Here is a 24,969-nt window from a genome sequence, read left to right on the forward strand (position 1 = left end):
AGTGCCTGCTCCCCGCAAGACGAACTGTCTAACAAGGGAGTTCAACCATGGCTCAAGCTGCTCACAAGCAACCTGTCAAACTGGAAAAATCGGTTCCGGCCGAGCCGGCTCCGTTTTCCCTCTTCGAGAACCTCCGCCGCGAGATCGACCAGATCTTCGAAGACTTCAATCCACTAGGCTGGCGGTCCTTCCCGGCACACATGCGCGAGTTCGGCGTGCCGTCCTTCGAAAAGGCCTGGCATCTGTCTCCGGTCGTCGACGTGATCGAGTCGGACAAGGAATACAAGATCTCCGCCGAGATGCCGGGGATGGATGCCAACGAGGTCGAAGTGAAGGTCGCAAACGGCCTACTTTCGATCAGCGGTGAAAAGAAAGAGGAACGGGAAGAACGCGAAAAGGACCGCTTCGTCTCGGAACGCCGTTACGGCGCCTTCCAGCGGACCTTCCAGTTGCCACCCGGCGTCGACGCCGACAAGATCGACGCGACCTTCGCAAAAGGCGTCTTGACGGTGCACCTGCCGAAGAGCGCTGAAGCGGTGAGCAACGAGAAGAAGATCGCGCTCAAGGCAGCTTGAAGCTGCCTCGGCTGCCGAGCCGCTCGGCGCTCTTCGAGCTCAAGACACTCAGCGCGCGCGGCGGCTGCCGCCGCGCGCCTCGAGACGGTCGAGAAACGGCCGCTGCGATGGATTGATCTTCCCGCGCGCCTCCTCCAGCGTGAACCATCCGGCGCGGTCGACCTCCGGGAAGAACTGCATCTTGCCGCTGTGCGGCGGCCATTCCATCTCGAACATGTTGCTGCGCAGGCCGGAGATGTCGAAGTCGCTCTCGCAGGCATAGGCCGTCAAGAGCTTGCCGCTCTTCAGGCGCTCTTCGCCGAGAGACTCCAAAGGCCCGGGCGCCGCAATTCCGGTTTCCTCCAGGAATTCTCGCCGCGCCGCCGCTTCCGGCTCCTCGTCGGGCTCGTACTCGCCCTTGGGGATCGACCAGGCGCCAGTATCCTTGTTGCTCCAGAAGGGGCCGCCTGGATGAACGAGCAGGACTTGGAGCCTGTCGCCCTCATATCGATGGAGCAGGATACCCGCGCTTTTCTTCGGCATGTGCGATCCTCGGATCCCGCGCTGTCGCGATGAGACTACCATTGAAACCCAATAGCGCCGAATGCCCGCCCGCCAGCGTGCATGATATTTCGGCCGTCTCACTCTATTATGTTCGTCGACGACCGGGTGCGGCTTTTGCGAGGCGGATCGACAATGATGCGAGCGATGGTTCTCGAGGAGATCGGAAGCCCGCTGGTGCCGGTCGAGCGACTGCTGCCCGAGCCGCACGCCGGCGAGATACGGCTGAGGGTCGAGGCCTGCGCCGTCTGTCGCACCGACCTGCACGTGATCGACGGCGAGTTGCCCCGCCCGAAGCTGCCGCTCGTTCCCGGCCACGAGATCGTCGGCATCGTCGAGGCGGTCGGCGCCGGCGTGGACGAGGCGCGGATCGGTCGGCGCGTCGGCGTGCCCTGGCTCGGGCATACATGCGGGACGTGCTTCTACTGCCGCTCGAATGCGGAAAATCTCTGCGACGAGCCGCAGTTCACCGGCTATAGCCGGGACGGCGGCTTTGCCACGCATGTGGTTGCCGATGAGGATTACGCCTTCGAGCTCGATCCCGGCGCCGATCCCGTCTCGCTCGCCCCGCTGCTTTGCGCAGGCCTCATCAGCTGGCGCTCGCTGAAGCGGGCCGGCGACGGGCGCAAGATCGGCCTCTACGGATTCGGAGCCGCGGCGCACATCATCACCCAGGTCTGCGCCCGGCAGGGACGGCAGGTCTACGCCTTCACTCGCGCGGGAGACAGGAGCGGACAGCGTTTCGCCCGCGATCTCGGCGCGGTCTGGGCCGGCGGCTCGGACGAGGCGCCGCCGGTGCTTCTGGACGCCGCAATCATCTTCGCGCCGGTCGGCGCCCTGGTGCCCCGCGCGCTCAAGGCGGTGCGCAAGGGCGGGCGCGTCGTCTGCGGCGGTATCCATATGAGCGACATTCCCGCCATGCCCTATGCGCTCCTGTGGGGGGAGCGCGAACTTCTTTCCGTAGCGAACCTCACGCGTGAAGATGCCCGCGAATTCCTTGCCATAGCCGGGCAAGCGGGTGTGCGCACCCATACGACGGCCTACCGGCTTTCGGACGCGAACCGCGCGATTGCCGACCTTCGCACCGGCAAACTCAACGGCGCCGCCGTCCTGGTACCGTGAGCGCGCGAGGAGAAAAAGGAGTGTCCGCCGGATGGAACCAACCTCCTCTTCGCGCGTTCCGGTAGGCCGGTACGGTCTTTGATCGGGATCAACACCATCGCGCGGGATTCCCCTTAGGATTGAGCCACAACGCGACGGAAAAGGAATTTTCCCATGGCATACAGGACCATTCTCAGCGTGATTGGCATCGACCGTTTCGAGGACGATCTGCAGGCGGCCGCCGATATCTGCGGGGCGAGCAACGCTCACTTGTCGGCACTGGTCGTCAAGCTCGCCGCTCCGCCGCCGCTCGGCGACTATGCCGCGACGATGTCGCTTGCCTGGTTCGAGGAGCGGGAAAGGGACATCGCCGAACTTCGGGAAGGGGTGGAAAAGGCCAGGCGCCTGCTCTCGAACACCGGCATCTCATTCCAGGTCGACAGCAACTATACGGAATTCGCCTCGGCCGACTATGCGATAGGCGAGCGCGCCCGCTATGCGGACCTGACATTGGTCGGCGCCGGCCTCTCGGCCAGTCCCGACTTGCGCTCGCATGCCGTCAACGGCGCCCTCTTCAACTCGGCGCGGCCGGTGCTGCTCGTGCCGAAGAACGCGCGCGCCAATCTGGCGCCGAAGTCCGTGCTGCTTGCCTGGAACTCCCACATCGAGGCGGCGCGCGCCGCCCGGGAGGCCCTCGACCTGATGGCCGGCGCCGACATGGTGCACGTGACACTGGTCGATCCGGACGGCCTGCCCGGACGGAACGGCGAGGAGCCCGGCGCCGACATCGCCACCTATCTCGTCCGCCACGGCATCAATGCCACGGTCGATCGCCTGCCGAGCGCCGGCCGCCGTGTGGAGGAAGTCCTCAACCAGCACGCCCTCGACGTGGCGGCCGATCTTCTGGTCATGGGCGCCTACGGCCATTCGCGCATGCGCGAGCGGATTTTCGGCGGCGTCACCAAATCGATGATCGACGCGGCGGTCGTGCCCGTGCTGATGATGCATTGAGGCCAGCCGACCGCTGTAGCCCGATCGGATGCAGGGCGGTCGCGCGCCTCCCAATTCCTGTAGCACCGGCACCAATCCTCGCTTCAAGGGGACACCGGAATCGATTTGCTCGGGGTAAAGCTGCGGAAGGAGGAGTTGCTTTCATGTCCAAGGAGATAGCGGGGAGCCCCTTGGCGCCGTGCCTGCCACGGTGGCCGATGGGTGTCTATGCGCGAACGATGTTCCTGTCGATGGCGCGTATCCAGGCGGCGACGCTGCAATCGATGCTGCGCTGCCAGATCGAAACGCTGACCTTCGTGGAAGGCCGCAGCAAGCAGCACCTGAAGTTCTGGGAGGAGCTGCTCGCAGCCGACTATGCGCGCGACGGCTTCGACCTCTATTGCAGCTTCTGGCGTAACACGTTGCGCGATTATTCGGACGAGGCGGACCGCATGGCTGAAATCGGCAACGAATTGGCCGCCGAGATGGTAAAGCGCACGCGCGTGGAACAGGAAGTCCTCACCAACGAGGTCGCGACGCAGATGGTCATGTGAGCGACGATCCGGCCGCCGCCGGCAAGCCCCCGCACACTATTCGGACGAACCGCCCTTCCTGGCGAGGATCTCGGCGATCTCCATCGGGAAGGGGAAGATGATCGTCGAGTTCTTTTCGCCGGCAATGACGTTCAAGGTGCTCAAATAGCGCAATTGCATGGCCTGCGGCCGCTTGGCGAGAATCTCGGCCGCCTCGAGCAGTTTCGCCGCCGCCTGCTGCTCGCCCTCGGCATTGATGACCTTGGCACGGCGTTCGCGCTCGGCCTCCGCCTGGCGGGCGATCGCGCGGATCATCGACTCGTTGATGTCGACATGCTTGATCTCGACGGTCGCGACCTTGATGCCCCAGGCGTCGGTCTGCACGTCGAGGATTTTCTGGATATCGTCGTTGAGCCTGTCGCGCTCGGCGAGCATCTCGTCGAGATCGTGCTTGCCAAGCACGGAGCGCAGCGTCGTCTGGGCGAGCTGGCTCGTCGCCATCATGAAGTCCTCGACCTGGATGGTCGACTTCTCCGCGTCGATGACCCGGAAATAGATCACCGCGCTGACGCGGACGGAAACGTTGTCGTGCGAGATGACGTCCTGGCTCGGCACGTCGAGCACGCGGGTCCGCAGGTCGACGCGCACCATCTGCTGCACATAGGGAACGAGCAGGATCAGCCCGGGCCCCTTGACGCCGGTGAAGCGGCCGAGCGTGAAGATGACGCCGCGCTCATATTCCCTGAGGATCCTGATCGCATAGGGCAGGATGACCAGCAGGACCAGAAGTGCCGCGGCAAGCGGAGCGAGGCTTCCAAACCAGCCCATGATGTTCTCCTCGTTCAAGACCCCGTTTCACTGCCCCGGCGCGCGACTTTGAGCGTCAAGCCGTCGCGACCGACGACCATCACGTCCTCTCCGGTCGAAAGCGGCTCGGTGCTCACGGCCTTCCAGCGCTCTCCATGGGCGATGACATAGCCGGCAGCCCCGGCCCAGCTCTCGACCGTGCCGGCTATGCCGAGCATTTGCTCCGCGCCGGTCACGACCTTGTGCCGGCGCGAGATGAGAGCGAGCCGGGCGACCAGCACGCTGAAGACGAGACTGGCGATCGCGACGCCGCCGAGCATCGGCCAGGACACTTCGAGACCGGGTACGTCGGTATCGAACAGGATGGCCGCGCCGAGCACGATGGCGACGCCGCCGCCGACCCCGAGCACCCCGAAGGACGGCGCATGCGCTTCGGCCACGAGCAGCGCCACGCCAAGGAGGATCAGGCCGAGCCCGGCATAGCTCACCGGCAGCACCGCAAGCGCGTAGAGCCCGAGCAGGAGGCTGATGCCGCCGATCGTTCCGGGCAGCACCGTCCCCGGCGTCAGGAACTCGAAGATGAGCCCGTAGATGCCGACGATCATCAGCAGCAGGGCAACATTCGGATCGGTGATCACCGAGAGCAGGCGCGTGCGCCAGTCCGGCGGCACGTCCTCGACGGCAAGCCCGGCCGTGTCGAGGCGAATGTCGGCCTGGCCGACCCGAACGGTTCGACCATGGGCCTGCTTCAGCAGGTCTTCGATGGTGCCGGCGGTGAAATCGATGACCTTTTCGCGCACGGCCGCGGATGACGAGAGGCTCGCCGCCTCCCGCACAGCCCGCTCCGCCCAGTCGGCATTGCGGTTCCTGAGCTCGGCCAGTCCGCGAATATAGGCGACCGCATCGTTGATCAGCTTGGCCTCGCCGGCATTGGCGGGCCGCTGCCCGGCTTCCGGCTTTGCAGCCTCGTCGGGCGTGTCCTTGTCGCTCTCCTCGTCGCCGCCGAAAAGCCCGCCGCCGATGGCGATCGGTGTCGCCGCCCCCAGATTGGTGCCCGGCGCCATCGCCGCGACATGGCTCGCATAGAGAATATAGGTGCCGGCACTTGCCGCTCTGGCGCCGCTCGGCGCCACGAAGCTCGCGACCGGAACGGAGGAATCGAGGATGGCGCGGATGATGTCGCGCATGGAGGTATCGAGGCCGCCGGGCGTGTCCATCTCGAGGACGATCAATGCGACCCCGCGCTCATTGGCGCGCTTGAGCCCGCGCGTCACATATTCGGCCGTCGCCGGGCTGATGGCGCCGTTCACATGCAGCACCAACGCCACGCGCTCGGCCGCGGACGCAAGCGGCAGAGGAAACGCGAACGCCGACAGGAGCGTAAAGACCAGGATGAGGATCCGCGACATTCGCCGTCAACACCTCATGGTTCCATTCGCGACCGCTGGCGGGTGGACGGCGCATCGCCGCCCTCGCCCACACTACCTTTCGTCGCAAATAATTGCCCGCTAATCATATGCCAGAACTGCGAAAAGCGTAAGAGATCGATGGCGGGCGCTGCCGTGGAAGTTGAATCGTTGTTCCCCGCGCTTCCCCCTCATCCGCCTGCCGGCACCTTTTCCCCGCAGGCGGGGCGAAGGGATGACGCCGAGGGGCCAACCCGAGCCAAAGTTGTTCGGCCGCGCAGCGGTCCCGAGAGCCACCATTGACTCTGAAATTGTCCCAAGGTAAAAGTGAGTAATCGTTAACCCAAGGAAATTCCCTTGACCATCTCCCTGTCCGACATAGCCGCGCGCGCGGGCGTCTCCGTGAAGACGGTTTCCGGCGCGCTGCATGGCGGCTCGGCGCGCATGTCGGACGAGACGCGGCAGCGCATCAAGGAGATCGCCGAAGAACTCGGCTATGTCACCAACCTCGCCGCGCGCAGCATGCGCCAGGGCTGGATGCCGCTGATCGGCGTCGTCGCCGACGAGTTGATCACCTCGCCTTTCGCGACCGAGATCATCCGCGGCCTCGACGGCGCCGCACGGGCCTCGGACATGGCGGTCTTCGCCATGACGATGAGCGGCCGGCGCGACGTCGGCTCCGTGCTGGAGGAAGTCCGCCGTTTTCGCCCGCGGGCAATCGCTTATGCCGCCATGTACCACAAGGTCGTCTCGCTGCCCGAAGAATTCGCCGGCGCCGTCGGCGTGATGATCAACTGCCGCGAGGCCAACGACCGGGTCACGTCGCTGGTGCCGGACGAGGTCGGCGCCGCCCACGAGATCACCAGCTACCTGATCGAGGCCGGGCGGCGAAACATCGCCTTCATCAACCTGCCGGGCCTGCTCGCCGGCGAGTTGCGCGAAGCGGGGTTTCGCCAGGCGATGACCGAGGCGGGGCTCGACGGCACCGGCGCCCGAGTGCTGCCGGCGGTACGCAACGCGATCTACAGCGACCGCGCGCACAGCCTCGTTCCCTCCCACGTCACCGCGTTGATGAGCGGACCGGTTCGCCCAGATGCGATCCTCTGCGGCAACGATCGTGTCGCCATGGAGGTCTATGCGGCCCTGCGGCGGGTCGGCGCCGAAATCCCGGACGATGTCGCCGTTGCCAGTTTCGACAACCAGGTCGATATCGCCTCCCGCCTCGATCCGCCCTTGACGACCATGGCGCTCCCGCACCGTGCCATGGGCCGGCTGGCGGCCGATATTCTGCTCGCCGAAAAGGCCGTGCCGGGAGAGGTGCGCAAGCTGCCGTTCCAGTTGGTGGAGCGTTCATCCGTGTGAAATTCAGTGACAGCGTGAAAACCCGTTGTGGAGGAGTGATGATAATGGGTAATCGTTTACTTTCGATGCTGATGGCATCCGCCGTGCTCGGCGGCATCGCCGAAGCGAAGACAGTCATCCACGTGATGCATCAGGGCGACCCGGGCTGGGTCTCCACCTATGGCGAAGTCGCCAAGCGCTTCGAGGCCGCCAATCCGGATGTCGACATTGAGCTGATCTACGCACCGCACGACGCCTATAACGAGAAGTTCAGCGCTGCCGTCATGTCCAAGCAGCTGCCGGACGTGATGGAGCTCGACGCACCCTTCCTCGCCAACTACGTCTGGTCGGGCTACCTGCAGCCGATCAAGCCCTTGATCGACCAGGACATCGTCGGCGACATGACGGCGTCCAACATCGCCCAGGGCACCTATCCGGTCGACAAAGAGCTCTATGCCGTCGGCCTCACCGACTCATCAGTCGTGCTCTACGGCAACAGGAAATATCTGGAAGCGATCGGCGCCCGCATCCCGAAGGGAGTGGATGACGCCTGGACGCGGGAGGAGTTCGAGGGCTACCTCCAGAAGCTCTCGAAGCTCGAAGGTGTCAAATGGCCGATCGACACCTTCCGCGGCTACGGCATCAAGACCGAATGGATCACCTATGCCTATGGCCCGATCCTGCAATCAGCGGGCTGCGACCTAATCGACCGCAAGACCTGGAAATCCACGGGCACGCTCGACAGCGACGCTTGCGTCGACGCGCTGACGATGATGCAGAAGTGGGTTAAGAACGGCTGGGTCGTGCCGCAATCCTCCGGCACCAACCAGTTTTTCGCCGAAGGGCACCCAGCCGCGCTTGCGCTCGGCGGCCACTGGTTCTATGCGGAAGCCGCCGCCTCCATGAAGGACGACATCGTCGTCATGCCGCTGCCGAAGTTCGGGCCGAAGGGCGCGAGCCCGAACGGCACCTGGATCTGGGGCATCACCACCGCCTCCGAGCATCCCGACATCGCCGGCAAGTTCGTGAGCTTCATGCTCAAGGACAAGCAGCTCCGCGAGCATGCGAAGGAGACGTCGGGCTATCCCGGCTTGAAGAGCTTCGCCGCCGATTCACCGCTCTACGCCGCCGGCGGCCCGATGGCAGTGGCCTTCGAACAGGCCTCCACGACGGCGGTGGCGCGGCCGCCGCATCCGGCCTATCCGACGATCACCTCGGCCTTCATGGGAGCCGTCGACGAGATCTTCAACGGCGGCGACGTCAAGGCGGCGCTGACGGCCGCGGCCGAGAAGATCGACGAGGACATCGAGGAAAACGACGGCTACCCGCCCTTCGACGAGCAACAGTGATGAGCGAAGGCGGCTCCGCGGCGACTTTTCCCGCGGGGCCGCAGCGATAGCGTCATCGGACGACCATCGCCAGAGGACGCCAGCCCAAGTGGAGGAGATAATGACCTTGCAGCAACCGGCGCTGACCGCGACGGCAGCCCTGGCCCGCCCTGCCCGACGGAAAGGCAAGGGACGCAGGGACAGGGGCCGCCTGTTCCAGGAAATCGGAATGCTCGCGCCGGCGGTGGCGCTTTTGACCGTCTTCCTCATCGTGCCGTTCCTCCTGTCCTTCTGGACGGCGATGACCAACCAGCCGCTGGTGCCGCGCCCGACGCCGGTGCGCTTCATCGGCCTCATCAACTTCCTGCGCATCTTCCGCGACGACCTGTTCTGGACGTCGCTCTGGAACGTCTCGCGCTTCACCTTCTGGATCCTGCCGGTGCAATGCGGCCTCGCCTTTGCAACCGCGCTGCTGCTCCACCAGAAGCTGCCGTTGCGCAACTTCTTCCGCGGTCTGTTCTTCCTGCCCGCCATCACCTCGATGGTCGTCGTCTGCGTGATCTGGGGGACGCTGTTCCAATACCCGACGGGGCCGCTCAACCAGGTGATCGGCTTCCTTTCCGGCGGCCTCATCCAGCCCATCGACTGGCTCGGCGACCCGAACTGGGCGATGTTCTCGATCGTGCTGTTGTCCGCCTGGCAGGCCTACGGCTTCCAGATGATCGTCTATCTCGCCGGCCTGCAGGGCATCCCCGATGAGCTTTATGACGCCGCCAAGATCGACGGCGCCAATGCATTCCAGCGCTTCTGGCACGTCACCATGCCGGGGCTCAGGCCCACGCATGTCTTCGTGCTCGTCATCACCACGATCCAGGCCTTCAAGCTCTATACCCAGGTCGCGATCCTGACCCAGGGCGGGCCGAAGAGCAGCACCGAAACGGTGGTCCACTACATGGTGCGCGCCGGCTTCGAGGAACAGAAGCTCGGACTTGCCTCGGCCGTCTCGGTCATTCTCTTCCTGATCGTTCTCGTCATCGCGCTGTTGCAGCGCCAGCTCCTGAGGCGTTTCGATGTCTGATCTCGCTATTTCCACCTTGCCGGCGGAGGTGACGCGCAAGCGCTCCGCGATCGGCTCGCTGCGCCTCATCCAGACGGCCTCCATCCTCGTCATCGCCCTTGTGATCGTATCGCCGCTCCTGATGCTCATCGTCGCGAGCCTGAAGGACGATCGCTTCCAGATCCTCGCCGACATGGGCAGCTTCCGGGCCTTCTGGGTCCCGAACCCCACACTCGCGAACTTCGCCGAAGTCGGCAATCTCTCGGGCGAACTCGCCTTTGGCCGCTATCTCCTCAATTCGCTCTTCATCCTGGCCGCAACCGTCGGCGCCGGCCTGATCGTCAATTCGATGGCGGGCTTCGTGCTCGCCTGGGGGTCGCTGCGCGGCCGCGCCTTGATCCTGTCGCTCGTCATCGCGCTCTACGTGATCCCGCAGGAGAGCATCATCATGCCGCTGGTCATCATGGTGTCGCGCGCCGGCATGACCGACACTTTCGCCGTGCAGATCGTGCCCTGGATCGCGAGCCCGCTCTACATCTTCCTGTTCTACCAGTTCTTCGCCCAGCTTCCGAAGGAGCTTTTCGAAGCGGCGGAGATGGACGGCGCGTCGGTCTTCCGCATCTACCGCTCGATCTTCCTGCCCTTGAGCCTGCCGGCGCTTGCGACCGTCTCGATCCTGATGGGGATCGAGACCTGGAACCAGTATCTCTGGCCGATCCTGGTGACGCAGACCGCCTATGCCCGGCCAATCGCGGTCGCCATCGCCACCTTCTTCGGCCAGGACAGCATCTACTGGGATCGCGCCATGGCGGCGTCCGTCCTGATGATGCTCCCGATCCTCGCCCTCTACCTAGCCTTCCAGCGCTGGTTCGTCAGTTCCTTCGTTGGCAGTGCCGTGAAAGGTTGATCAATGACGAGCCATGCCAATCCCTCTTCGCTTTTGAACGGCAGCCGCAAGACGCTGAGTGCCGTCATGCCCGCCGGCGCCACACTGCACGCCTGGCTGAAGGCCGCCGGTGCGGAAAGGACCGCCGAGTTGAGAGCGGTCCAGGACGGACGGGAAATCGGCCTGCTGACCGCGCACAATCACGAGGAGTTTCAGTTCCGATCGCTGGTGGTCGAGACGGGCGGCGAGACGTCGTTCACCTTTGACGCGACGAACACGATCGTGTCGGTCGCCTACGTCTTTTCGGAAGAGGACGTCCTGGAGAAGGGCATCACCGTGCTCCACGTCGACGATGCCAATGCGGCGCCGGCCGTTCCGGAGGGCTACCATTTCCGCGCGCCCTTCGGCTGGATGAACGACCCGAACGGGTTCGGCCGGTTCGGCGAGGAGGTGCACCTTTTCTACCAGCACTATCCGCATAGCCTGCGCTGGAACACCATGCATTGGGGTCATGCGGTTTCCGACGACTACCTCCGCTGGCGGCACCTGCCGGTCTTTCTCTTTCCCTCGCCGGAGCTTTCGGTGCGCGCCGACGGCCGCGGCGGCGCCTTCTCCGGGTCCGCGACCCCGCTTCCCGGAGAAAAGCCCGGCATCCGCGTGTTCTTCACCGAACAGGTGAAAGACCGCGAGCCCGAGGAACAGATCCAGCTGACGGCCGTCAGCCACGACCGGATCGCGGCGGGTGCTGCCGAGATCATCCTTCCCGAGCGCCCGGCGGGGCTCGACCTGACGCTGGATTTTCGCGACCCCTATGTCATCAAGGGCCCGGACGGCCGCTGGAAGATGCTCGTCGGCAGCCGTGACCGGGCGGGCGGCGTCATTCTCCTCTACGAGACCGCCGATCCCGACGCTGCGGGGGGCTGGAGCTTCATCGGCATCCTGCATCGCGACAACCGCTTCGGCATGACGGCGGCCGAATGCCCCTGCCTCGTGCCGCTCGACGGCCCTGCCGACGATCCGCGGACCCGCTGGGCACTGATCTTCGGGCTCCTGACGAGCCGCGACCCGGCAACCGGGCGGCGCAACATCACGCTCGCGACCGTCGGCCGTTTCGACGGCCGAACCTTCACGAAGGAATTCGAGCAGGAGCTTGATTTCGGCACCGACGCCTATGCTTTCCAGGCCTTCGTGGACAATGCCGGGCCGGTCGGCATCGCCTGGCTGGCGAACTGGACGGAAATCTCCAGGAAGGTCGATTTTCCGACGGTCATGACGCTTCCCCGCCGTGTTCTCCTCAAGGACGGTGCGCTTCTGACGCCGCCGGTCGAGGCGGTCGAGGACCTGCGCCAGCGGCTTGTCGACGAGATGAGGCTCCTGACCGGCGAGACGGTCGATCTCGGCAACGGTGCGGTCGAGATCGTCATCGATCTCGCAGCCCCCGGCGCCGCCTTCGACCTCGAATTCGACCATCCGGAAGTCGAGCTCGGCGTCAGGCTCGACGACGAGGGCCTGAGCATCGTCTACGACATTCCGGAGGGCAAATCGTTGCCCCGCTATATCGCCGCCGGCGCGCGCCCCACGACGCTACGCATCTTTCTCGATGCCGGCTCGATCGAGATCTTCGCCGACAACGGCCGCTGGACGGGGACGAAGCGCCTGCCCGGCTTCGAGGGCGCGCGCTCGGCTCGCCTCGCGGCACCCGAAGGCAATGTCGCCGCCGCCGCCATCTGGCAGCTCAAGCTCTGACAGGACGAGACAGGGAGGAACCCATGGCATCCGTCACCATTGAACAGGTTCGCAAAGAGTACGGCGCCGTACCGGTCATTCACGGCGTCTCGATGGAGATCGAGGACGGCGAGTTCGTCACCCTCGTCGGCCCTTCCGGCTGCGGCAAGTCGACACTTCTGCGCATGCTTGCCGGGCTCGAGGACATCAGCGGCGGCGAGATCCTGATCGGCGGCCGCGTCGTCAACGACGTGGCGCCGAAGGAGCGCGACATCGCCATGGTCTTCCAGAGCTACGCCCTTTACCCGCATATGACCGTCGCCGAGAACATGGGTTTCGCGCTCAAGCTGAAGGGCGAGGGCAAGGCGGCGATCGACAGGCGCGTGCGGGAAGCCGCCGATATTCTGGCGCTTGGCCCCCTGCTCGACCGCCTGCCGAAGCAGCTCTCCGGCGGTCAGCGCCAGCGCGTCGCCATGGGCCGGGCGATCGTGCGCCATCCGCAGGTCTTCCTGTTCGACGAACCGCTCTCCAATCTCGACGCCAAGCTGCGCGTCACCATGCGGGCCGAGATCAAGGACCTGCATCAGCGGCTGAAAACGACGACCGTCTACGTCACGCACGACCAGATCGAGGCAATGACCATGGCGGACCGGATCGTCGTCATGCGCGGCGGCAGGGTCGAGCAGATCGGCAGGCCGCTCGAGCTATACGACCGGCCGGCCAACACCTTCGTCGCGACCTTCATCGGCTCGCCGGCGATGAACCTCTTCGAGGGCGCCATCGCCGACGGGCGCTTCGTCACCGCCAGCGGCGTCGCGCTGCCACTGCCTCCGGGCTACCGCGGCGAAGCACCGAAGGTCTACGGCATTCGCCCCGAACACCTGACCATTGCGGAGCGCGGCGTTCCCGCGACCGTCGTCGTGGTGGAGCCGACCGGCTCGGAAACGCATGTGCTCGTCAAGCTCGGATCGACCGACGCCAACCTCGTGCTCCGCGACCGGGTCGAGCTGGAGCCAGGCCAGCCGATCGCGGTCACCCCGGACCTTGCGAAAGTGCATCTCTTTTCGGAGCAGGGCATGCGCGTCAATTGAGAGGCAGTGGCTTCGGGGGCCGGCCGCGGAGGAGCGCACTCCTTTGACATTTTCGTTCGGAGCGTTGGCTCACAGCCCCGGGGAGGCTGGCAGGCCGCCTGACCTGCCGCTGTCTCTGCGGCAAGGCCGGCCTGCCGCTGCGTTTCAGTACTGCTTCGACACGTTCAGAAGCACACCATGGTCGGTGTCGCCTTCGCTGCCGAGCATGCCGCGATATTCGACGCGGATCGCGAAGTCCTGGTCGGTCCGAATATTGGCGCCCACGCCGATGATGAAGCGGTCGCGGTCGAGACCATCGATGAAGCCGCGGTAGGTGGGACCGCTGAAGATATCGGCGTAGTTCATCGTGACCGCGCTGTCTCCCTCGAAGTCATGCTGGTATTCGAGACGCAGTTCCGGCGAGACGATGCCGAAGCTGGTCGGCTGGTCGTAACGTATCGTCACGCCCAGGCTGCCCGTCGTGGTGGTGATGTCCTGTTCGCCATAATGGAGGGCCGTCGAAGGATCTCCCCTTTCGGTAAAGGCGTCGAGCGTGGCGCGTGCGATGTCGAGGCGGGCGTAGGGCGAAAGGTGCAGATCGTAGAAGTCGAAAAGCCCGCCGGCCGAAACCGAGACGAACCATTGCTCGCCATCCCGCTCTCCAAATGCGAAGTCCCCGGTCGATGTCACGTATCGCTTGGAGTCGAACGAAAGCCACTGATAGCCAAGCAAGCCATCGATGAAGAAGTTCTCCGCAGGCAGGTAGCTGCCGTAGATCGCCGCGGTGTAGCTGTCGCCCTTGCTGCGGCTCCCGTTGCTGCCGACGTCGCTGTCGTCGTGGCCATAGCCGAGGCCGACGCCGATCGCCAGATCGCGGGAGAGCCGGTAATCGACGCCGCCGCTCAAACCGGTCGTCTCGAACTCGAAGCCATCCGCGCCGTCGCGGTCGCCGACATTGATCGAACCGCCGGTCCAGATCGTCACCTTCGTCGCTTTCGGCTGGGCAGATTGACCGGCGGTCTCACCGGCAAGCGCCGTCTGGAATGGGGCGCTTCCCGGCGTCAACTGTCCTGCGCCGCATTCTCCGTCCCTGAACGCCAGTTCCCGCCCACGGCAGGCATCCGCGAAGGAAAGGGCAATCTCCGGGATGAAGCTGACGCCGTCCGCAGGCTCTTCCGCCCGCCCGCCGGCTTCATGCAGGGCTTCCAGCCGCTGATGGAAATTTTCGATCTGCGTCGTTGCAAAGCGTCGCGTCGCCTCCGTTTGCGCGTTCAATAGGCCCATCACTTCCGGATCGAGCCTCGGATCGGGCCTAGCGGACACATCGAGATAGATTGCCGTCGGCTCGGACGTCGCGAAGGCATTGCTGAGCGTGAATGTCGCCGTTGCCGTGCCCTCGAAATCCCGCTCGGCTGTGAAGGTCAACTGCTGACCGGATAGCGACGCGCTCCCGGCATCCGGCGGTGACAGGGAAATCAACGAGGCGCCGGTGAACGGCCCTCCGCTCGCACCCGCCGCAAGATCGATGGTGACCGTACCGCCCATCACGACATCGATCCGCCGCGATACCGGGATCGGACGCGGATTGACCTCGATCGTGACGGTCGCGGCCGACGAACTGCCCGCGGGCCCAAGCGCCCGGTAGGTGAGCGTATCCGTCCCGTCGAACGACGCCTCCGGGGTATAGGCGATCGCATTGCCGCTCAGGGCGGCGCTGCCATTCGCCGGGTCCTGGACGATCTCGATGGACGAGATCGCCCCCACGTCATTGGCGGTTACATCGATCGTCACCGATTGACCTGCGACGGCCGTCGCCGAGTCCGGATTGGCAACCGGGACCGCATCGGCGACGGTCACGCTGTAGGTGACCGAGCCCGTGAAATTCTGCGCATCTGTCGCAACGACGGTGAAGCCGTAGGTACCCGCCGCGGTCGGCGTTCCGGATATCTCCCCGCCGGCGGCCAGAGACAGTCCCGCGGGCAAGGTTCCGGCGCCGACACTGAAGGAATAGGGCGCGGTGCCGCCGCTCGCCGCAAGCGACTGGCTATAGGATTGTCCGACGACGCCGTTCGCGAGCGTCGCGGGTGTGACGGTAATGGTCGGGCTGGAGACCGCGAGCGTATAGGATACCGTTGCCGTCGACGGCGTGCCGCCGGTCGCGTCTGTAACGGTTACGTCGAAGTTGAAGGACCCTGCCGAAGCAGGCGTTCCGGAAAGCAGGCCCGAGGCGCTAAGGCTCACGCCCGCCGGCAGGGCGCCGCCGGTGACGCTGAAGCTATAGGGGGCGACCCCGCCGCTCGCCGTCAGCGCCTGGCTGTAGGCGACACCTGCAGTGGCCGCGGGCAGCGTCGTCGGCGAAATGCTGAGCCCGCCGGTGCCGACCGTCAGGCTGTAGGCTCTCGCCCCGGTTTGCCCATTCGCGTCGGTCGCCGTCACGGTAAGGCCGAATGTCCCCGACTCGGTCGGTGCGCCTGAGAGCACGCCCGCCGAAGAGAGGGTCAGCCCGGCCGGCAATGTGCCTGCCGTCAGCGCGAAACCATAGGGTCCAACGCCGCCGGATGCCGACAAAGCCGCGCTGTAAGCGGTGCCGGCAGTCGCGTTCGGCAGCGTTGCCGGATCGATGGCGATCGTCGGCGCTCCTACCTGCAGCACGTAGTTCGTGGTTCCGGAGAAGGGCGCCCCGGTTCCGGAAGAGCTGTCTTCCGCCGTCACCGAAATGGCAAAGGTACCTGCCTGAACCGGCGTTCCGCTGAGTGTCGCCGTAGCGGCGTCGAAGGACAGGCCCGTGGGCAGGGTGCCCGTCAGCGAGAAGCTGTAGGGCGCGGTACCGCCGCTCGCGCTGAATGACTGGTTGAACGCCGCCGCATAGGTCAGGTTCAGCGTGCCCGAGGATGGCGAGATGGCGATCGTCGGGGCGGAAACTGTGAGGGTAAACGGCTGCGCCGCGCTGAACGGACCGGTTCCCGTGCTGCTGTCGGTGGCGGTCACCGTCAGGCCGAAGCTGCCGCTCTCGCTCGGCGTGCCGGAGACCGTGACGCTCGTGGTGGAGGTGCCCGTCACCGCCAGGCCGGCCGGCAGGCCGGTGACGCCGATGCTGTAGGGGGCCGCCCCGCCGGAAGCGCTGAATGTCTGGCTGTAAGCGGTGCCGATCTGGGCCGTCAACGAACCGCCGGCGGCGATTGAAAGAGTCGGGTCGGAAACCGTGATGCTGACCGTCGCCGGCGCCGAGGTTCCGGTGCCGTTGGTGGCCGTATAGGTAAAGCTGTCCGCTCCGGCGTAGCCCGCATCAGGCTGATAGGTGATGGTGGTCCCGGAGGCGATCGCCGTGCCGTGCAGGGGTGCGGTGGCGACGGACACGGATGCCGCCGTGCCTCCGGTGATGTTGAGGGTGATCGGGTTGGCGCCGCTGCCATAGGCGACGGTCGCCGAGACCGGGTTTGCAACGGGGATCGCCTCGGCGATGGTAATCGCATAGGAGTTGGACGCCGTGTACGGTCCCGTGCCGGTGCTGCTGTCCGTCGCCGTGACGGTGAAGTTGAACGTTCCCGACGCGGTCGGCGTGCCGGTGATTTGTCCGTCGGTGGCGCCGAGCGCCAATCCGCTCGGCAGCGCTCCGCTCGTCAGCGCATAGGTATAGGGCGCGGTCCCGCCGGTGGCAGCATTGAGCGATCCCGAATAGGCGGTCCCTACGGTTCCGTCCGCAAGCGTCGTCGAAGGCAATGTCATCGCTGGCGCAGCGACCGAAAGCGTGTAGGCCCGTGCTCCGGATACCGACCCGGCATCCGTCGCGGTCACGGTGAAGTTGAAGGTTCCACCCGCCGTCGGCGTGCCGGATAAAGTGCCGGCCGAGGACAGGCTCAGCCCGGAGGGAAGCGCTCCGGCGGTAACCGCGAACGTATAGGGCGCCGTACCGCCGCTGGCAGAAATCGTCTCGCTGTAGGGACTGGCCACCGTCGCCGCCGGGAGCGTCGACGGGCTGATGGTGATCGTCGCGGCCGCGCCGATCGTGACGTTGACCTGAACGTCGTTTCCGAGGCCATCGTCGAAGACGAAGCTGTCGCTCGTCGCCGTGTCGCTGCCGCCGAAATGCGTGTAGGTCACCGACTGCGTTACGATCGTATCGATCGACACCGTGCCGTGGGCAGGCGCGGTCTTGAGCGTACCGATGCCGAAATCGTCCGGCCCGTCGCACATGCTGGCATCGATGGTGATGGAACCGCCATGGGCAACGCTGACATTGAAGGGACCGCAATTGGGCGACGGCGCTGCCGCGGCCGGTCCCTGTGACAGAAGGACAAACAATCCCAAGGTCAGAATTGCCGTCCAGACGGCGACGATCATTCGGCGTCCGGTGGCCCGGTGCGTCAGACCGGTGTGATGCATCGTTTCCCCCGCCAACTATCTTAGCGTGCTCTTAAATAAGTATTCACAACCGAAGCATGTATTTGTCACCTATAGAGACGTGCATCGATTTGCGCAATAACACCCCTGGGTGAATCCGGAAGTGATACGCCGATTAAGAGATTTTTACCCAAGGCCGGGGAGCACGGCTTGAAAGGCCGCATCCATTAGGAGAAGATGCCCGCCATCGGACAACCTGGAATACGTGACGGTTCGGAGGCAAGACCATGGCCGAAGTTTTTCTGGGGCAGATCATGATGGCAGGATTCGTGTTTGCACCGCGCGGCTTTGCTCTGGCCAACGGCGGCGTCCTCCCCATCAACCAGAACAGCGCCCTCTACTCGCTGTTCGGGACCGCCTATGGCGGCGATGGGACAACCAATTTCGCGTTGCCGGACCTGCAGGGGCGCACCCCGGTCGGCTTCGGCACCTCCGTCGATCCGGGCTGGAACCCGACGCCCTTTATCCTGGGCGAAACCGGCGGGTTCGAGAGCGTGACGCTCACGCTCGATCAATTGCCGATCCATGCGCATCAGGCAAACGGCACATCCGCCGCCGGCACCGGACGCAATCCGACGGACGATCTCTTCGCCACGAATTCCGCCGATATTTACGGCCCGGCAAGCGGACCGCAAGTGGCACTTTCCGGCGATACGGTGGCTCCGACGGGCGGTGGGCAGCCCCATGGCAACATGCAGCCATATGGCGTCATCAACTTCTGCGTAGCGATCGCCGGCATCTTTCCGTCGCAAGGCTAGAGCTTTTGCAGTCAGGTGGAATCACCTGACGCGGCACAAATGCGGGCAAAACGAACGGTAATTCAAAGCGCTACAGCGACCTGTGCGCTGTAGGTAACAGGGAGAAGCGGTGATGAGTGCACCCTTCATCGGAGAAATCCGTCTCTTCGGCTTCCCAAGGGTTCCAGATGGCTGGCTGCCTTGCGATGGGTCCAAGCAGTCGATCGCGGTCTACGAGCAGCTGTATGCGCTGCTCGGAACCACTTACGGCGGCGACGGCTTGACAACCTTCGCCGTCCCCAATCTTGCCGGACGCGTGCCCTTGCACTACGGGACCGGGAAGGGCCTGACCACGCGTACTATCGGCGAGACCGGCGGCACGGAAAACATCACGCTGCTCTCAAACCAGATTCCTTCGCATGGGCACGCAATAAATGCGACGACGTCGCCTGCAGCCGCATCCTCGATCTCGACCTCGGTCGAGTTTGGCGCGCTTACGGGCGACACGCTCTACGTCACCGACACCAGCGGATCGTCTCCGTTCGTCACCTCGCCCGCCTCCACGGGCGCAGCCGGCTACACCATGCCGCATGACAACACGATGCCGACGCTTGCCGCGCAATTCTGTATCGCGTGGGCCGGAATTTTCCCAATCCGCAGTTGACCGGACGATGGTCCGCCGCACCCTGCCCTGCTCCTTGCGAGGACACGACAATGACCACACCCTTCATCGGCGAAATCCAGCTTTTCGGCTTCAATTTCGCGCCGCGCGGCTGGGCCTTCTGCAATGGCGCGCTGTTGCTGCTTCGGCAGAACACGGCACTGTTCAGCTTACTGGGGACGGAATACGGCGGCGACGGCGTCACGAATTTCCGATTGCCGAACTTCGCCGCACGCGCCCCCTGCAACCAGGGTAGCGGCACCGGGCTGACCCCGCGCGTCGCCGGTGACGCCTTCGGCGAGGCCGCCGTCACGCTGACCCTCGAGCAGATGCCCTCCCACACGCATGCCTTTACTGTCTATAATCAGAATGACCCAACCAAGCGGGCCAGTTCACCGAGCGCGGGCAATTCGCTCGCTTCGCCGACATCGAGCTCACCATTTGCGAGCGGCGCGGAACCGGACGCGCAATTCGCGCCCGGCATGATCGGACCGGCGGGCGGCAACCAGGCCCATGAGAACCACCAGCCCTACCTCGCCGTCAACTTCAGCATCGCGCTTGCGGGCGAGTACCCTTCGTTCGGCTGATGACGATGGGCAGGGGCTCCGCTCTCCCGGATTTTCCGGCCAGCGAATGGGGGAAAGAAGCCTTGGCGCAAATGGCGGTGCGCCCCGCCTCTTCTGACGACATCCCTTTCCTGAAAGAGCTTTATCGTGCGCTCAGGTTCGATGAAGTAGCGGCCATTTCCTGGTCTCCCGAGGAACGGCAGGACTTCCTGGACAGCCAGTTCGATCTCCAGCACCGCCACTATGTCGCCGCCTTCCCCAGGGCTGATTTTCTCCTGATCCAGAAAGGCGCGGCGCCGGCCGGCCGCCTCTATGTCGATCGAAGCATCGACGCTTGGCACATTCTCGACATCGGCCTGCTGCCATCCTTCAGAAACCGGGGCATTGCCACAGCGCTTCTGACGAGGCTGCAGTCGCAAGCAAGCGAGACGCGCGCATCCGGCATCTCCCTCCATGTCGCTCGCGACAATTCCGGGGCGCTGCGCCTTTATCGGCGCCTGGGTTTCGTTGAGGACGGGGAAAGCGAGACGCACTTTCGCATGCGCTGGGGCGTCCGCTGCGTGTCACCTTGAACCAATCTCAAAGCGCTTCAGCCATCTCCGCGTCCGATAGGACGCGCGCCGGTGTAGGGTTCAGGCCGGCGTGCGGATCAATTGTAGATCGCCTGATAGAGGATGCCGCTCCTGTCGCGAGCGACCGGCACGAGAAACACCTCGATCGATCCGAGCCTGGCATGTTTCAGCCGGTATATCCGCTGGGGCAGCACGATGGGCGAACCGCTGCGGAACAACAGGGAAAAGGGGCTGCGCCTTGCCCTTGAGAGGTTGTGCGCCGGCAAGGGGCTCGCCTCGGCCAAGGTCAGCGCCAGCGACCCCGTACCCATGTCGAGGTCAAATCCCTCTCCCACACACGGCGCAAAGCGATCCAAGCTCACCACATCCATGCGCAACCTCCACAGCCACTTTGGACAGATGCCCTGCCGATGACAGGTCATCAGTTTTCCGCACTCGCGTAAAGTGTGCTTCCAAAAAACTTTCACCGGGACGGTTGCAACATCGTTAACCGCGGAAAAAGCGGAGTGCGCCAGAAGGCAGGGCTTTTGCGCGCCCCGTGCCCGCCAGACAAATACCCCAATCCGAACCAGATCGGCGATTGCGCGTTAATGGAGCGCCGAACTGCGGAGAACTTACAGTGAACCACTTTCTTTTTCGAATGGCCGATTTTCTTTCGCGCCCCCCGGGCTTCTACTTCGTGATCATGGCGATGGTGGGCTGTACCGCCCTGGTGCCGTTCGGGCTGACAAATGTGATCACCTACGCTCTCTCGGTCGCGGCGATCGTGATCACCAGCGTCGTTCTGATCCAAGGCTATCGCGACACGGCGGCGATCCACGCCAAGCTCGACGAAATCATCGTGTCGATGCGTGAAACCCGAAACGAGGTGGTCGGCCTGGAGCACGAGCAGCCGGAGCACATCGCGGCCGCCGTCAAGCAGCTCGAACAGGAAGCCGAAAATCAAGATGCGTGCGATCGCGAGAACACGATCCTGAGGCCTCGCGCGGGCACAAAACCGATTTGATGGGTCGCTTCGATCCCTGGAATTGATAATTCAGGCCTGTATTTCCGCAGAAACTGTGCGGAACCAAATCGCGCCGGATGGGTTACTAGGCGGGGGTCAATCCCGGTCCCCGCAAGAGGTAACCATATGAAAAATCTGACAATTGCCGCAGCAGCGCTGATCAGCGCTGTGGCTACGGCATCGTTTGCGCAAACGACGCCCTCCGCGGAGGGAGACACTCCTGCGGTAGCAACGCCGGACTCGCAGAATCCCGCGGCCCCCGTTGCCGGGGCAAACAGCTTTACCGAAGCCCAAGCCAAGGAACGGATCGAGGAAGCCGGATACACAGACGTCAAAGGGCTGAAGCTCGATGACAAGGGCGTATGGCAGGCAACCGCAATGAAGGACGGCAAGTCCGTTTCCGTCGCACTCGACTACCAGGGCAATGTGACAGCGCAATAAGTCTGCGCCCTCCAAACCAAAGGGAGAATGAATATGAGAACCGTGACAGGTCTCTTCGATGACTATGAGGCCGCCCGAGATGCTGTGAGCGATCTCGAAGCGGCGGGAGTGCCTTCCGAGGACATCAGCATCGTCGCGAACAATTCGGGTAATCGGTACTCGAACGACGGCTCCGACGCAGCCGAAGGTGCCGGTACGGGCGCTGGCCTCGGGGCCGCCGGAGGTGGCGTAATCGGGCTTCTTACGGGACTGGGCCTCATGGCCATTCCCGGAGTGGGACCCGTCGTCGCCGCAGGCTGGCTCGCTTCCACCGCCGCCGGCGCGGCGGCTGGTGCAGTCGCCGGCGGCGCAGCGGGAGGGATCATCGGCGCGCTGACGGACTCGGGTGTCGATGAAGAAGACGCCCATGTCTATGCCGAGGGCATCCGCCGCGGAGGCACCCTGGTGACGGCAAGGGTGGACGACAGCCTTGCGCTCAAGGCCGAAGCGATCCTGCAACAACGAAACCGAGTCGATCTTTCCGGCCGCAAGAGCATCTATGCCCAGGAAGGCTGGTCGCGATTTGACGAAAATGCGGATCCGTACACGCTGGATCAGGTCCAACGCGAGCGCGAGCGTTACCGCGCCATGATGCCGTAGCGGTCGAAATCGGTTTCCGCATCCCGCCGACAGGCGCGACGAAGGCGGCTTCCCGACGTCGGGGAGCCGCTTCCTCACGTGCTATCGTTCACAGAGCGAGCGGACAGCTCAAACCCCGCAGAAGTGCACGCGCCGCAACCGGATTCGCGGCTTTGGCGAAGGACATTTGAAGATAGGCGCGAGCGCCCTTCCCGCGCACGTCAACCAGAAAGCGGCGGCCGCCCTCGCGTGGCCGCAAGCGTGCCCCGTCCAGGAACCGCAGAAAGCCCCATGGGCCGGGTGCGCTCTTCTTCTCGATCGCCGTGCCGTTGTCGAAGGAAATCTCGAAGCCTCGCGCGGGTGCGGGCCCCGGCCAGTTCAACCTCACGGCGTCGCCGGACGTGACGACCGGAGCATGAGCACCGCCGATCGAAATGGTAGCCGCTCCTCTTTGAGCGAGCGCCTCCAGCGTGACCGCTACGTCGGGCTTCGCCCCCTTTTCAAAGAAGGCCTCGCCCACGGCAAGCGCCCTTTGGAAAAAGACCGCGCTTTCCGGTGTGTAGCCGGAAAGGCGCGCTTCCGGCTTCCAGCGCCACGGGGTTGTCGACGTGTCCATCAACGGCGTCAGTTGCGCACGATAATAGCTCGCCACAGGGCCGTCCGGCGCGAAGATCCGTGCCACCGCGTGCATATCCGCGTCGGGGCCATCGAAGAAAGGGTACCGGCCGCTCACGGCCGCCTGGCAGGCGGTCGCGATCTCGGAACCCCATGGCGTCTTCTGCTTCCCCTGTGGCCTTTCTTGCGCTTTCTCCTGGTCCCTCTCCTGGGCCCTCTCCTGCGGCGCAGGCTCCGCCGTAGCCTCAGGCTCCCTTGGCGCGGCCGTCTGGGCAATCACATCCTCGACTATCTGCACCACCAGAAGGGGGGCTTGCTGCAATGCCACGATCGAATTGGCGCGCTCCTGGGCATCCATCAGCGATTTCTTTCCAAGTTCGGCATCTGCATCGAGAACGGAAAGCGCCACGTTCAACGACACGAAGAGCTGAGAGATGTCCGACATCCGCCCCTGTTCGACAAACTGTATGGCCGGTCCCAATGCGGCCGCGACGCGGAGCTGGTTGGCGTGGCTTCGGCTGCGGTCGGTGCCCCCCGACTGGCGCCAGGCCTCCCGGATCAGCGCCGAAAGCGGTGAATTTCTGGCGCTTAGCGCACCGCTGATGACCACGGCGGTGGGTTGGTCGGAGAACGGCCGGACGCGAAGGTCACCGAGATACTGCGACCATTCCGCCAAAGTGCGTTTTTGAAGGAGATCCATGACGGCCTCGGTCGTCGTCGTGTCCTTGGCCGCGAGAAGCGCTGCAGCCTCCGTGCTCGCCCGCTGGATCGCCTGCCTTGCGCCGCCGGAACGCGCATAATTCCATCCAGCCTCCGTATACAGGCCCGATATCGCACGTTCTATCGCCAGGCCCGAACTGTGGATCAGAATCGAGTCAAGGCCAGGGATCGCCTTGTCGAGGGACCATCCCGGGAGCTCCGCCGTATCCTCGGCTCGGGCGAGCTCCAGCAAGGCGCGCTCGCTCGCCGGGCCTTCGGAAGCGAACTGCCGTGCCTGGGCGATCGTCTCGGGATCCGGAGATGGAATGGCGGGCAGCGCCCTGGACATAGCCGCGACGTGCGGGGCGAGATAAGCGAGTTCCGGAAAGGTCTGCGCCCGGTCGGCGACCCAGCCGGCCAGGAAACGCGGCTGCCAATCCGATGTGCCCTTCAGTATCGACCATGCCCGCAGGGAATCGTAAAGCGCGTTCGCCTCGCCTTCCGTGGCAAGCGCCACCGCGAGTGCCTCGGCGAGAGGTGCTGCAACAAGTGCATTCGCCGCCTCGCTGTAGCGGCGGCGCGCGGTCCGGCCGGGATCGACGCTCTCGACATGACGAATAATGCCGAGCGGTGAGTTCGACGCACCCTGCTCCACAAGCCGTACCGCCGCGGCAAAGGCGTCGAGCTGGTCCGCGCGCGCGGCCGGGGTTGCAGCCATGCCCGCTTCGACAACCCGTTCCACGTCTGGCAGTTGCGCCAACAACTGCTCGCGGAACCGCCATTCGGCCCATGCCGCCCAGCCCGCCAATATCGCGAAGAAGCACGCGACGCCTAGAAACACCAGGCCGCGATCCGCTCGCATCCTATGCTGCTCACCCGCCGAATGAGCGACTTGAACCGCTTCGTTGCAGTGACCGAGGAAGCGGGCGAGATCGCGCCGTGACGGACCGCCGCGGGCCGCCTCCGCCGCCCGTTCCGCGAGACGTCTCGACCCAAGCTCCCGGCTGATCGGCAGCGCGGCCGCAAAAGCACGCTCCCATTGTCGCACGGGCAGCGCCGGATTGTTGCGCGCACGGGCATCGAGCAAAATGACGAGCGCGTCGCGTGCGTCGAGAAGCCAGTCCGTCGGAACGTTCTCGCGGCGCGCTTCGATCTCGAAGGCTGCGACGAGCGTGCGCGCGGTCGCGGCCAACTCATTCGCGTCCGGCCGCTTCTCGCTTTCGGCGCGCTTTGCGAGCGCAAGCAGCGGCTGCGCCAATGCAGGGAGCACGTCCGCCCGCATTCCATCCTGACC

23 protein-coding genes are annotated in these 24,969 nt (G+C 64.7%); 17 read left to right on the forward strand and 6 right to left on the reverse strand.

What is annotated here, in order from left to right:
• The first annotated feature begins 47 nt into the window (after nt 1–47).
• Nucleotides 48–575, forward strand: coding sequence for an Hsp20/alpha crystallin family protein (locus ATB98_RS20840; protein ID WP_066876964.1), 528 nt, complete (start codon nt 48–50; stop codon nt 573–575).
• 48 nt (nt 576–623) lie between these two features.
• Here the strand turns inward: ATB98_RS20840 and ATB98_RS20845 are convergent, their stop codons facing one another.
• Nucleotides 624–1,097, reverse strand: a complete 474-nt coding sequence (locus ATB98_RS20845) for an NUDIX domain-containing protein (RefSeq protein ID WP_066876966.1) — start codon at nt 1,095–1,097, stop codon at nt 624–626.
• A gap of 156 nt (nt 1,098–1,253) precedes the next feature.
• On the opposite strand from ATB98_RS20845, the gene ATB98_RS20850 reads away from it, so the two are divergent.
• The 3 genes from ATB98_RS20850 to ATB98_RS20860 all read left to right on the forward strand — a co-directional run bounded on the left by ATB98_RS20850 (nt 1,254) and on the right by ATB98_RS20860 (nt 3,760).
• Nucleotides 1,254–2,237: a zinc-dependent alcohol dehydrogenase family protein gene (locus ATB98_RS20850; RefSeq protein ID WP_066877422.1), complete on the forward strand. Its 984-nt coding sequence runs from the start codon at nt 1,254–1,256 to the stop codon at nt 2,235–2,237.
• Nucleotides 2,238–2,390: 153 nt separating this feature from the next.
• On the forward strand, nt 2,391–3,227 hold the full coding sequence (locus ATB98_RS20855) for a universal stress protein (RefSeq protein WP_066876971.1): 837 nt from the start codon (nt 2,391–2,393) through the stop codon (nt 3,225–3,227).
• A 143-nt stretch (nt 3,228–3,370) separates the two neighbouring features.
• Entirely contained in the window at nt 3,371–3,760 is a 390-nt protein-coding gene (locus ATB98_RS20860; protein ID WP_066876973.1) for a hypothetical protein, read from the forward strand.
• 36 nt (nt 3,761–3,796) lie between these two features.
• On the opposite strand, the gene ATB98_RS20865 is transcribed toward ATB98_RS20860, so the two are convergent.
• Entirely contained in the window at nt 3,797–4,567 is a 771-nt protein-coding gene (locus tag ATB98_RS20865) for a slipin family protein (protein ID WP_066877424.1), read from the reverse strand.
• A 14-nt stretch (nt 4,568–4,581) separates the two neighbouring features.
• Nucleotides 4,582–5,955, reverse strand: coding sequence for an NfeD family protein (locus tag ATB98_RS20870; RefSeq protein WP_066876975.1), 1,374 nt, complete (start codon nt 5,953–5,955; stop codon nt 4,582–4,584).
• A gap of 354 nt (nt 5,956–6,309) precedes the next feature.
• Here ATB98_RS20870 and ATB98_RS20875 point away from each other — a divergent pair, with 354 nt between their 5' ends.
• From ATB98_RS20875 to ATB98_RS20900, 6 genes are all read left to right on the forward strand, one after another.
• Complete coding sequence (locus ATB98_RS20875; RefSeq protein WP_066876977.1) at nt 6,310–7,314, forward strand: LacI family DNA-binding transcriptional regulator; 1,005 nt, start codon at nt 6,310–6,312, stop codon at nt 7,312–7,314.
• 44 nt (nt 7,315–7,358) lie between these two features.
• Complete coding sequence (locus ATB98_RS20880) at nt 7,359–8,642, forward strand: ABC transporter substrate-binding protein (RefSeq protein ID WP_066876979.1); 1,284 nt, start codon at nt 7,359–7,361, stop codon at nt 8,640–8,642.
• Nucleotides 8,643–8,742: 100 nt separating this feature from the next.
• The gene (locus ATB98_RS20885) at nt 8,743–9,699 is read left to right on the forward strand and encodes a carbohydrate ABC transporter permease (RefSeq protein ID WP_066876981.1); all 957 of its coding nucleotides are present in this window, start codon (nt 8,743–8,745) and stop codon (nt 9,697–9,699) included.
• On the forward strand, nt 9,692–10,585 hold the full coding sequence (locus tag ATB98_RS20890) for a carbohydrate ABC transporter permease (protein ID WP_066876983.1): 894 nt from the start codon (nt 9,692–9,694) through the stop codon (nt 10,583–10,585). The genes ATB98_RS20885 and ATB98_RS20890 overlap by 8 nt, the downstream gene beginning before the upstream one ends.
• Nucleotides 10,586–10,588: 3 nt before the next feature.
• Nucleotides 10,589–12,310, forward strand: coding sequence for a beta-fructofuranosidase (locus tag ATB98_RS20895; protein ID WP_066876985.1), 1,722 nt, complete (start codon nt 10,589–10,591; stop codon nt 12,308–12,310).
• 23 nt (nt 12,311–12,333) lie between these two features.
• Complete coding sequence (locus tag ATB98_RS20900; RefSeq protein WP_066876987.1) at nt 12,334–13,380, forward strand: ABC transporter ATP-binding protein; 1,047 nt, start codon at nt 12,334–12,336, stop codon at nt 13,378–13,380.
• Between the two features lie 144 nt (nt 13,381–13,524).
• On the opposite strand, the gene ATB98_RS20905 is transcribed toward ATB98_RS20900, so the two are convergent.
• Nucleotides 13,525–17,742, reverse strand: coding sequence for a putative Ig domain-containing protein (locus tag ATB98_RS20905; protein WP_066876989.1), 4,218 nt, complete (start codon nt 17,740–17,742; stop codon nt 13,525–13,527).
• Between the two features lie 245 nt (nt 17,743–17,987).
• Here ATB98_RS20905 and ATB98_RS20910 point away from each other — a divergent pair, with 245 nt between their 5' ends.
• The 4 genes from ATB98_RS20910 to ATB98_RS20925 all read left to right on the forward strand — a co-directional run bounded on the left by ATB98_RS20910 (nt 17,988) and on the right by ATB98_RS20925 (nt 20,296).
• Nucleotides 17,988–18,518 (forward strand): phage tail protein, encoded by a 531-nt coding sequence (locus ATB98_RS20910; protein ID WP_066876991.1) that lies wholly within the window; start codon nt 17,988–17,990, stop codon nt 18,516–18,518.
• 112 nt (nt 18,519–18,630) lie between these two features.
• The gene (locus ATB98_RS20915; RefSeq protein ID WP_066876993.1) at nt 18,631–19,161 is read left to right on the forward strand and encodes a phage tail protein; all 531 of its coding nucleotides are present in this window, start codon (nt 18,631–18,633) and stop codon (nt 19,159–19,161) included.
• A gap of 50 nt (nt 19,162–19,211) precedes the next feature.
• Nucleotides 19,212–19,745 carry a phage tail protein gene (locus tag ATB98_RS20920; protein ID WP_066876995.1) on the forward strand — a complete coding sequence of 178 codons (534 nt, stop codon included), beginning with the start codon at nt 19,212–19,214 and terminating at the stop codon, nt 19,743–19,745.
• Nucleotides 19,746–19,816: 71 nt separating this feature from the next.
• On the forward strand, nt 19,817–20,296 hold the full coding sequence (locus ATB98_RS20925) for a GNAT family N-acetyltransferase (protein ID WP_234781977.1): 480 nt from the start codon (nt 19,817–19,819) through the stop codon (nt 20,294–20,296).
• A 77-nt stretch (nt 20,297–20,373) separates the two neighbouring features.
• On the opposite strand, the gene ATB98_RS20930 is transcribed toward ATB98_RS20925, so the two are convergent.
• A complete protein-coding gene (locus ATB98_RS20930; RefSeq protein WP_066876999.1) occupies nt 20,374–20,667 on the reverse strand; it encodes a DUF6916 family protein in 294 nt (97 codons plus the stop codon).
• 248 nt (nt 20,668–20,915) lie between these two features.
• Between ATB98_RS20930 and ATB98_RS20935 the strand changes: the two genes are divergently transcribed.
• The 3 genes from ATB98_RS20935 (at nt 20,916) to ATB98_RS20945 (ending at nt 22,382) form a co-directional block, all read left to right on the forward strand.
• Nucleotides 20,916–21,302 carry a low affinity iron permease family protein gene (locus tag ATB98_RS20935; protein WP_066877001.1) on the forward strand — a complete coding sequence of 129 codons (387 nt, stop codon included), beginning with the start codon at nt 20,916–20,918 and terminating at the stop codon, nt 21,300–21,302.
• A 126-nt stretch (nt 21,303–21,428) separates the two neighbouring features.
• Complete coding sequence (locus tag ATB98_RS20940; RefSeq protein WP_066877002.1) at nt 21,429–21,743, forward strand: PepSY domain-containing protein; 315 nt, start codon at nt 21,429–21,431, stop codon at nt 21,741–21,743.
• 33 nt (nt 21,744–21,776) lie between these two features.
• On the forward strand, nt 21,777–22,382 hold the full coding sequence (locus ATB98_RS20945; protein ID WP_066877004.1) for a general stress protein: 606 nt from the start codon (nt 21,777–21,779) through the stop codon (nt 22,380–22,382).
• Nucleotides 22,383–22,470: 88 nt separating this feature from the next.
• Here the strand turns inward: ATB98_RS20945 and ATB98_RS20950 are convergent, their stop codons facing one another.
• Nucleotides 22,471–24,957, reverse strand: a complete 2,487-nt coding sequence (locus tag ATB98_RS20950) for an ImcF-related family protein (protein WP_066877006.1) — start codon at nt 24,955–24,957, stop codon at nt 22,471–22,473.
• Between the last annotated feature and the right edge of the window lie 12 nt (nt 24,958–24,969).

Source organism: Sinorhizobium saheli (assembly GCF_001651875.1).
Lineage (GTDB): Bacteria > Pseudomonadota > Alphaproteobacteria > Rhizobiales > Rhizobiaceae > Sinorhizobium > Sinorhizobium saheli.

What these genes read in the sequence shown, in the direction of transcription:
- ATB98_RS20840 (WP_066876964.1), top strand. Translation starts at nt 48, where the DNA reads ATGGCTCAAGCTGCTCACAAGCAACCTGTCAAACTGGAAAAATCGGTT.
- ATB98_RS20845 (WP_066876966.1), bottom strand. Translation starts at nt 1,097, where the DNA reads ATGCCGAAGAAAAGCGCGGGTATCCTGCTCCATCGATATGAGGGCGAC.
- ATB98_RS20850 (WP_066877422.1), top strand. Translation starts at nt 1,254, where the DNA reads ATGCGAGCGATGGTTCTCGAGGAGATCGGAAGCCCGCTGGTGCCGGTC.
- ATB98_RS20855 (WP_066876971.1), top strand. Translation starts at nt 2,391, where the DNA reads ATGGCATACAGGACCATTCTCAGCGTGATTGGCATCGACCGTTTCGAG.
- ATB98_RS20860 (WP_066876973.1), top strand. Translation starts at nt 3,371, where the DNA reads ATGTCCAAGGAGATAGCGGGGAGCCCCTTGGCGCCGTGCCTGCCACGG.
- ATB98_RS20865 (WP_066877424.1), bottom strand. Translation starts at nt 4,567, where the DNA reads ATGGGCTGGTTTGGAAGCCTCGCTCCGCTTGCCGCGGCACTTCTGGTC.
- ATB98_RS20870 (WP_066876975.1), bottom strand. Translation starts at nt 5,955, where the DNA reads ATGTCGCGGATCCTCATCCTGGTCTTTACGCTCCTGTCGGCGTTCGCG.
- ATB98_RS20880 (WP_066876979.1), top strand. Translation starts at nt 7,359, where the DNA reads ATGGGTAATCGTTTACTTTCGATGCTGATGGCATCCGCCGTGCTCGGC.
- ATB98_RS20885 (WP_066876981.1), top strand. Translation starts at nt 8,743, where the DNA reads ATGACCTTGCAGCAACCGGCGCTGACCGCGACGGCAGCCCTGGCCCGC.
- ATB98_RS20890 (WP_066876983.1), top strand. Translation starts at nt 9,692, where the DNA reads ATGTCTGATCTCGCTATTTCCACCTTGCCGGCGGAGGTGACGCGCAAG.
- ATB98_RS20895 (WP_066876985.1), top strand. Translation starts at nt 10,589, where the DNA reads ATGACGAGCCATGCCAATCCCTCTTCGCTTTTGAACGGCAGCCGCAAG.
- ATB98_RS20900 (WP_066876987.1), top strand. Translation starts at nt 12,334, where the DNA reads ATGGCATCCGTCACCATTGAACAGGTTCGCAAAGAGTACGGCGCCGTA.
- ATB98_RS20905 (WP_066876989.1), bottom strand. Translation starts at nt 17,742, where the DNA reads ATGCATCACACCGGTCTGACGCACCGGGCCACCGGACGCCGAATGATC.
- ATB98_RS20910 (WP_066876991.1), top strand. Translation starts at nt 17,988, where the DNA reads ATGGCCGAAGTTTTTCTGGGGCAGATCATGATGGCAGGATTCGTGTTT.
- ATB98_RS20915 (WP_066876993.1), top strand. Translation starts at nt 18,631, where the DNA reads ATGAGTGCACCCTTCATCGGAGAAATCCGTCTCTTCGGCTTCCCAAGG.
- ATB98_RS20920 (WP_066876995.1), top strand. Translation starts at nt 19,212, where the DNA reads ATGACCACACCCTTCATCGGCGAAATCCAGCTTTTCGGCTTCAATTTC.
- ATB98_RS20925 (WP_234781977.1), top strand. Translation starts at nt 19,817, where the DNA reads ATGGCGGTGCGCCCCGCCTCTTCTGACGACATCCCTTTCCTGAAAGAG.
- ATB98_RS20930 (WP_066876999.1), bottom strand. Translation starts at nt 20,667, where the DNA reads ATGGATGTGGTGAGCTTGGATCGCTTTGCGCCGTGTGTGGGAGAGGGA.
- ATB98_RS20940 (WP_066877002.1), top strand. Translation starts at nt 21,429, where the DNA reads ATGAAAAATCTGACAATTGCCGCAGCAGCGCTGATCAGCGCTGTGGCT.
- ATB98_RS20945 (WP_066877004.1), top strand. Translation starts at nt 21,777, where the DNA reads ATGAGAACCGTGACAGGTCTCTTCGATGACTATGAGGCCGCCCGAGAT.
- ATB98_RS20950 (WP_066877006.1), bottom strand. Translation starts at nt 24,957, where the DNA reads ATGCGGGCGGACGTGCTCCCTGCATTGGCGCAGCCGCTGCTTGCGCTC.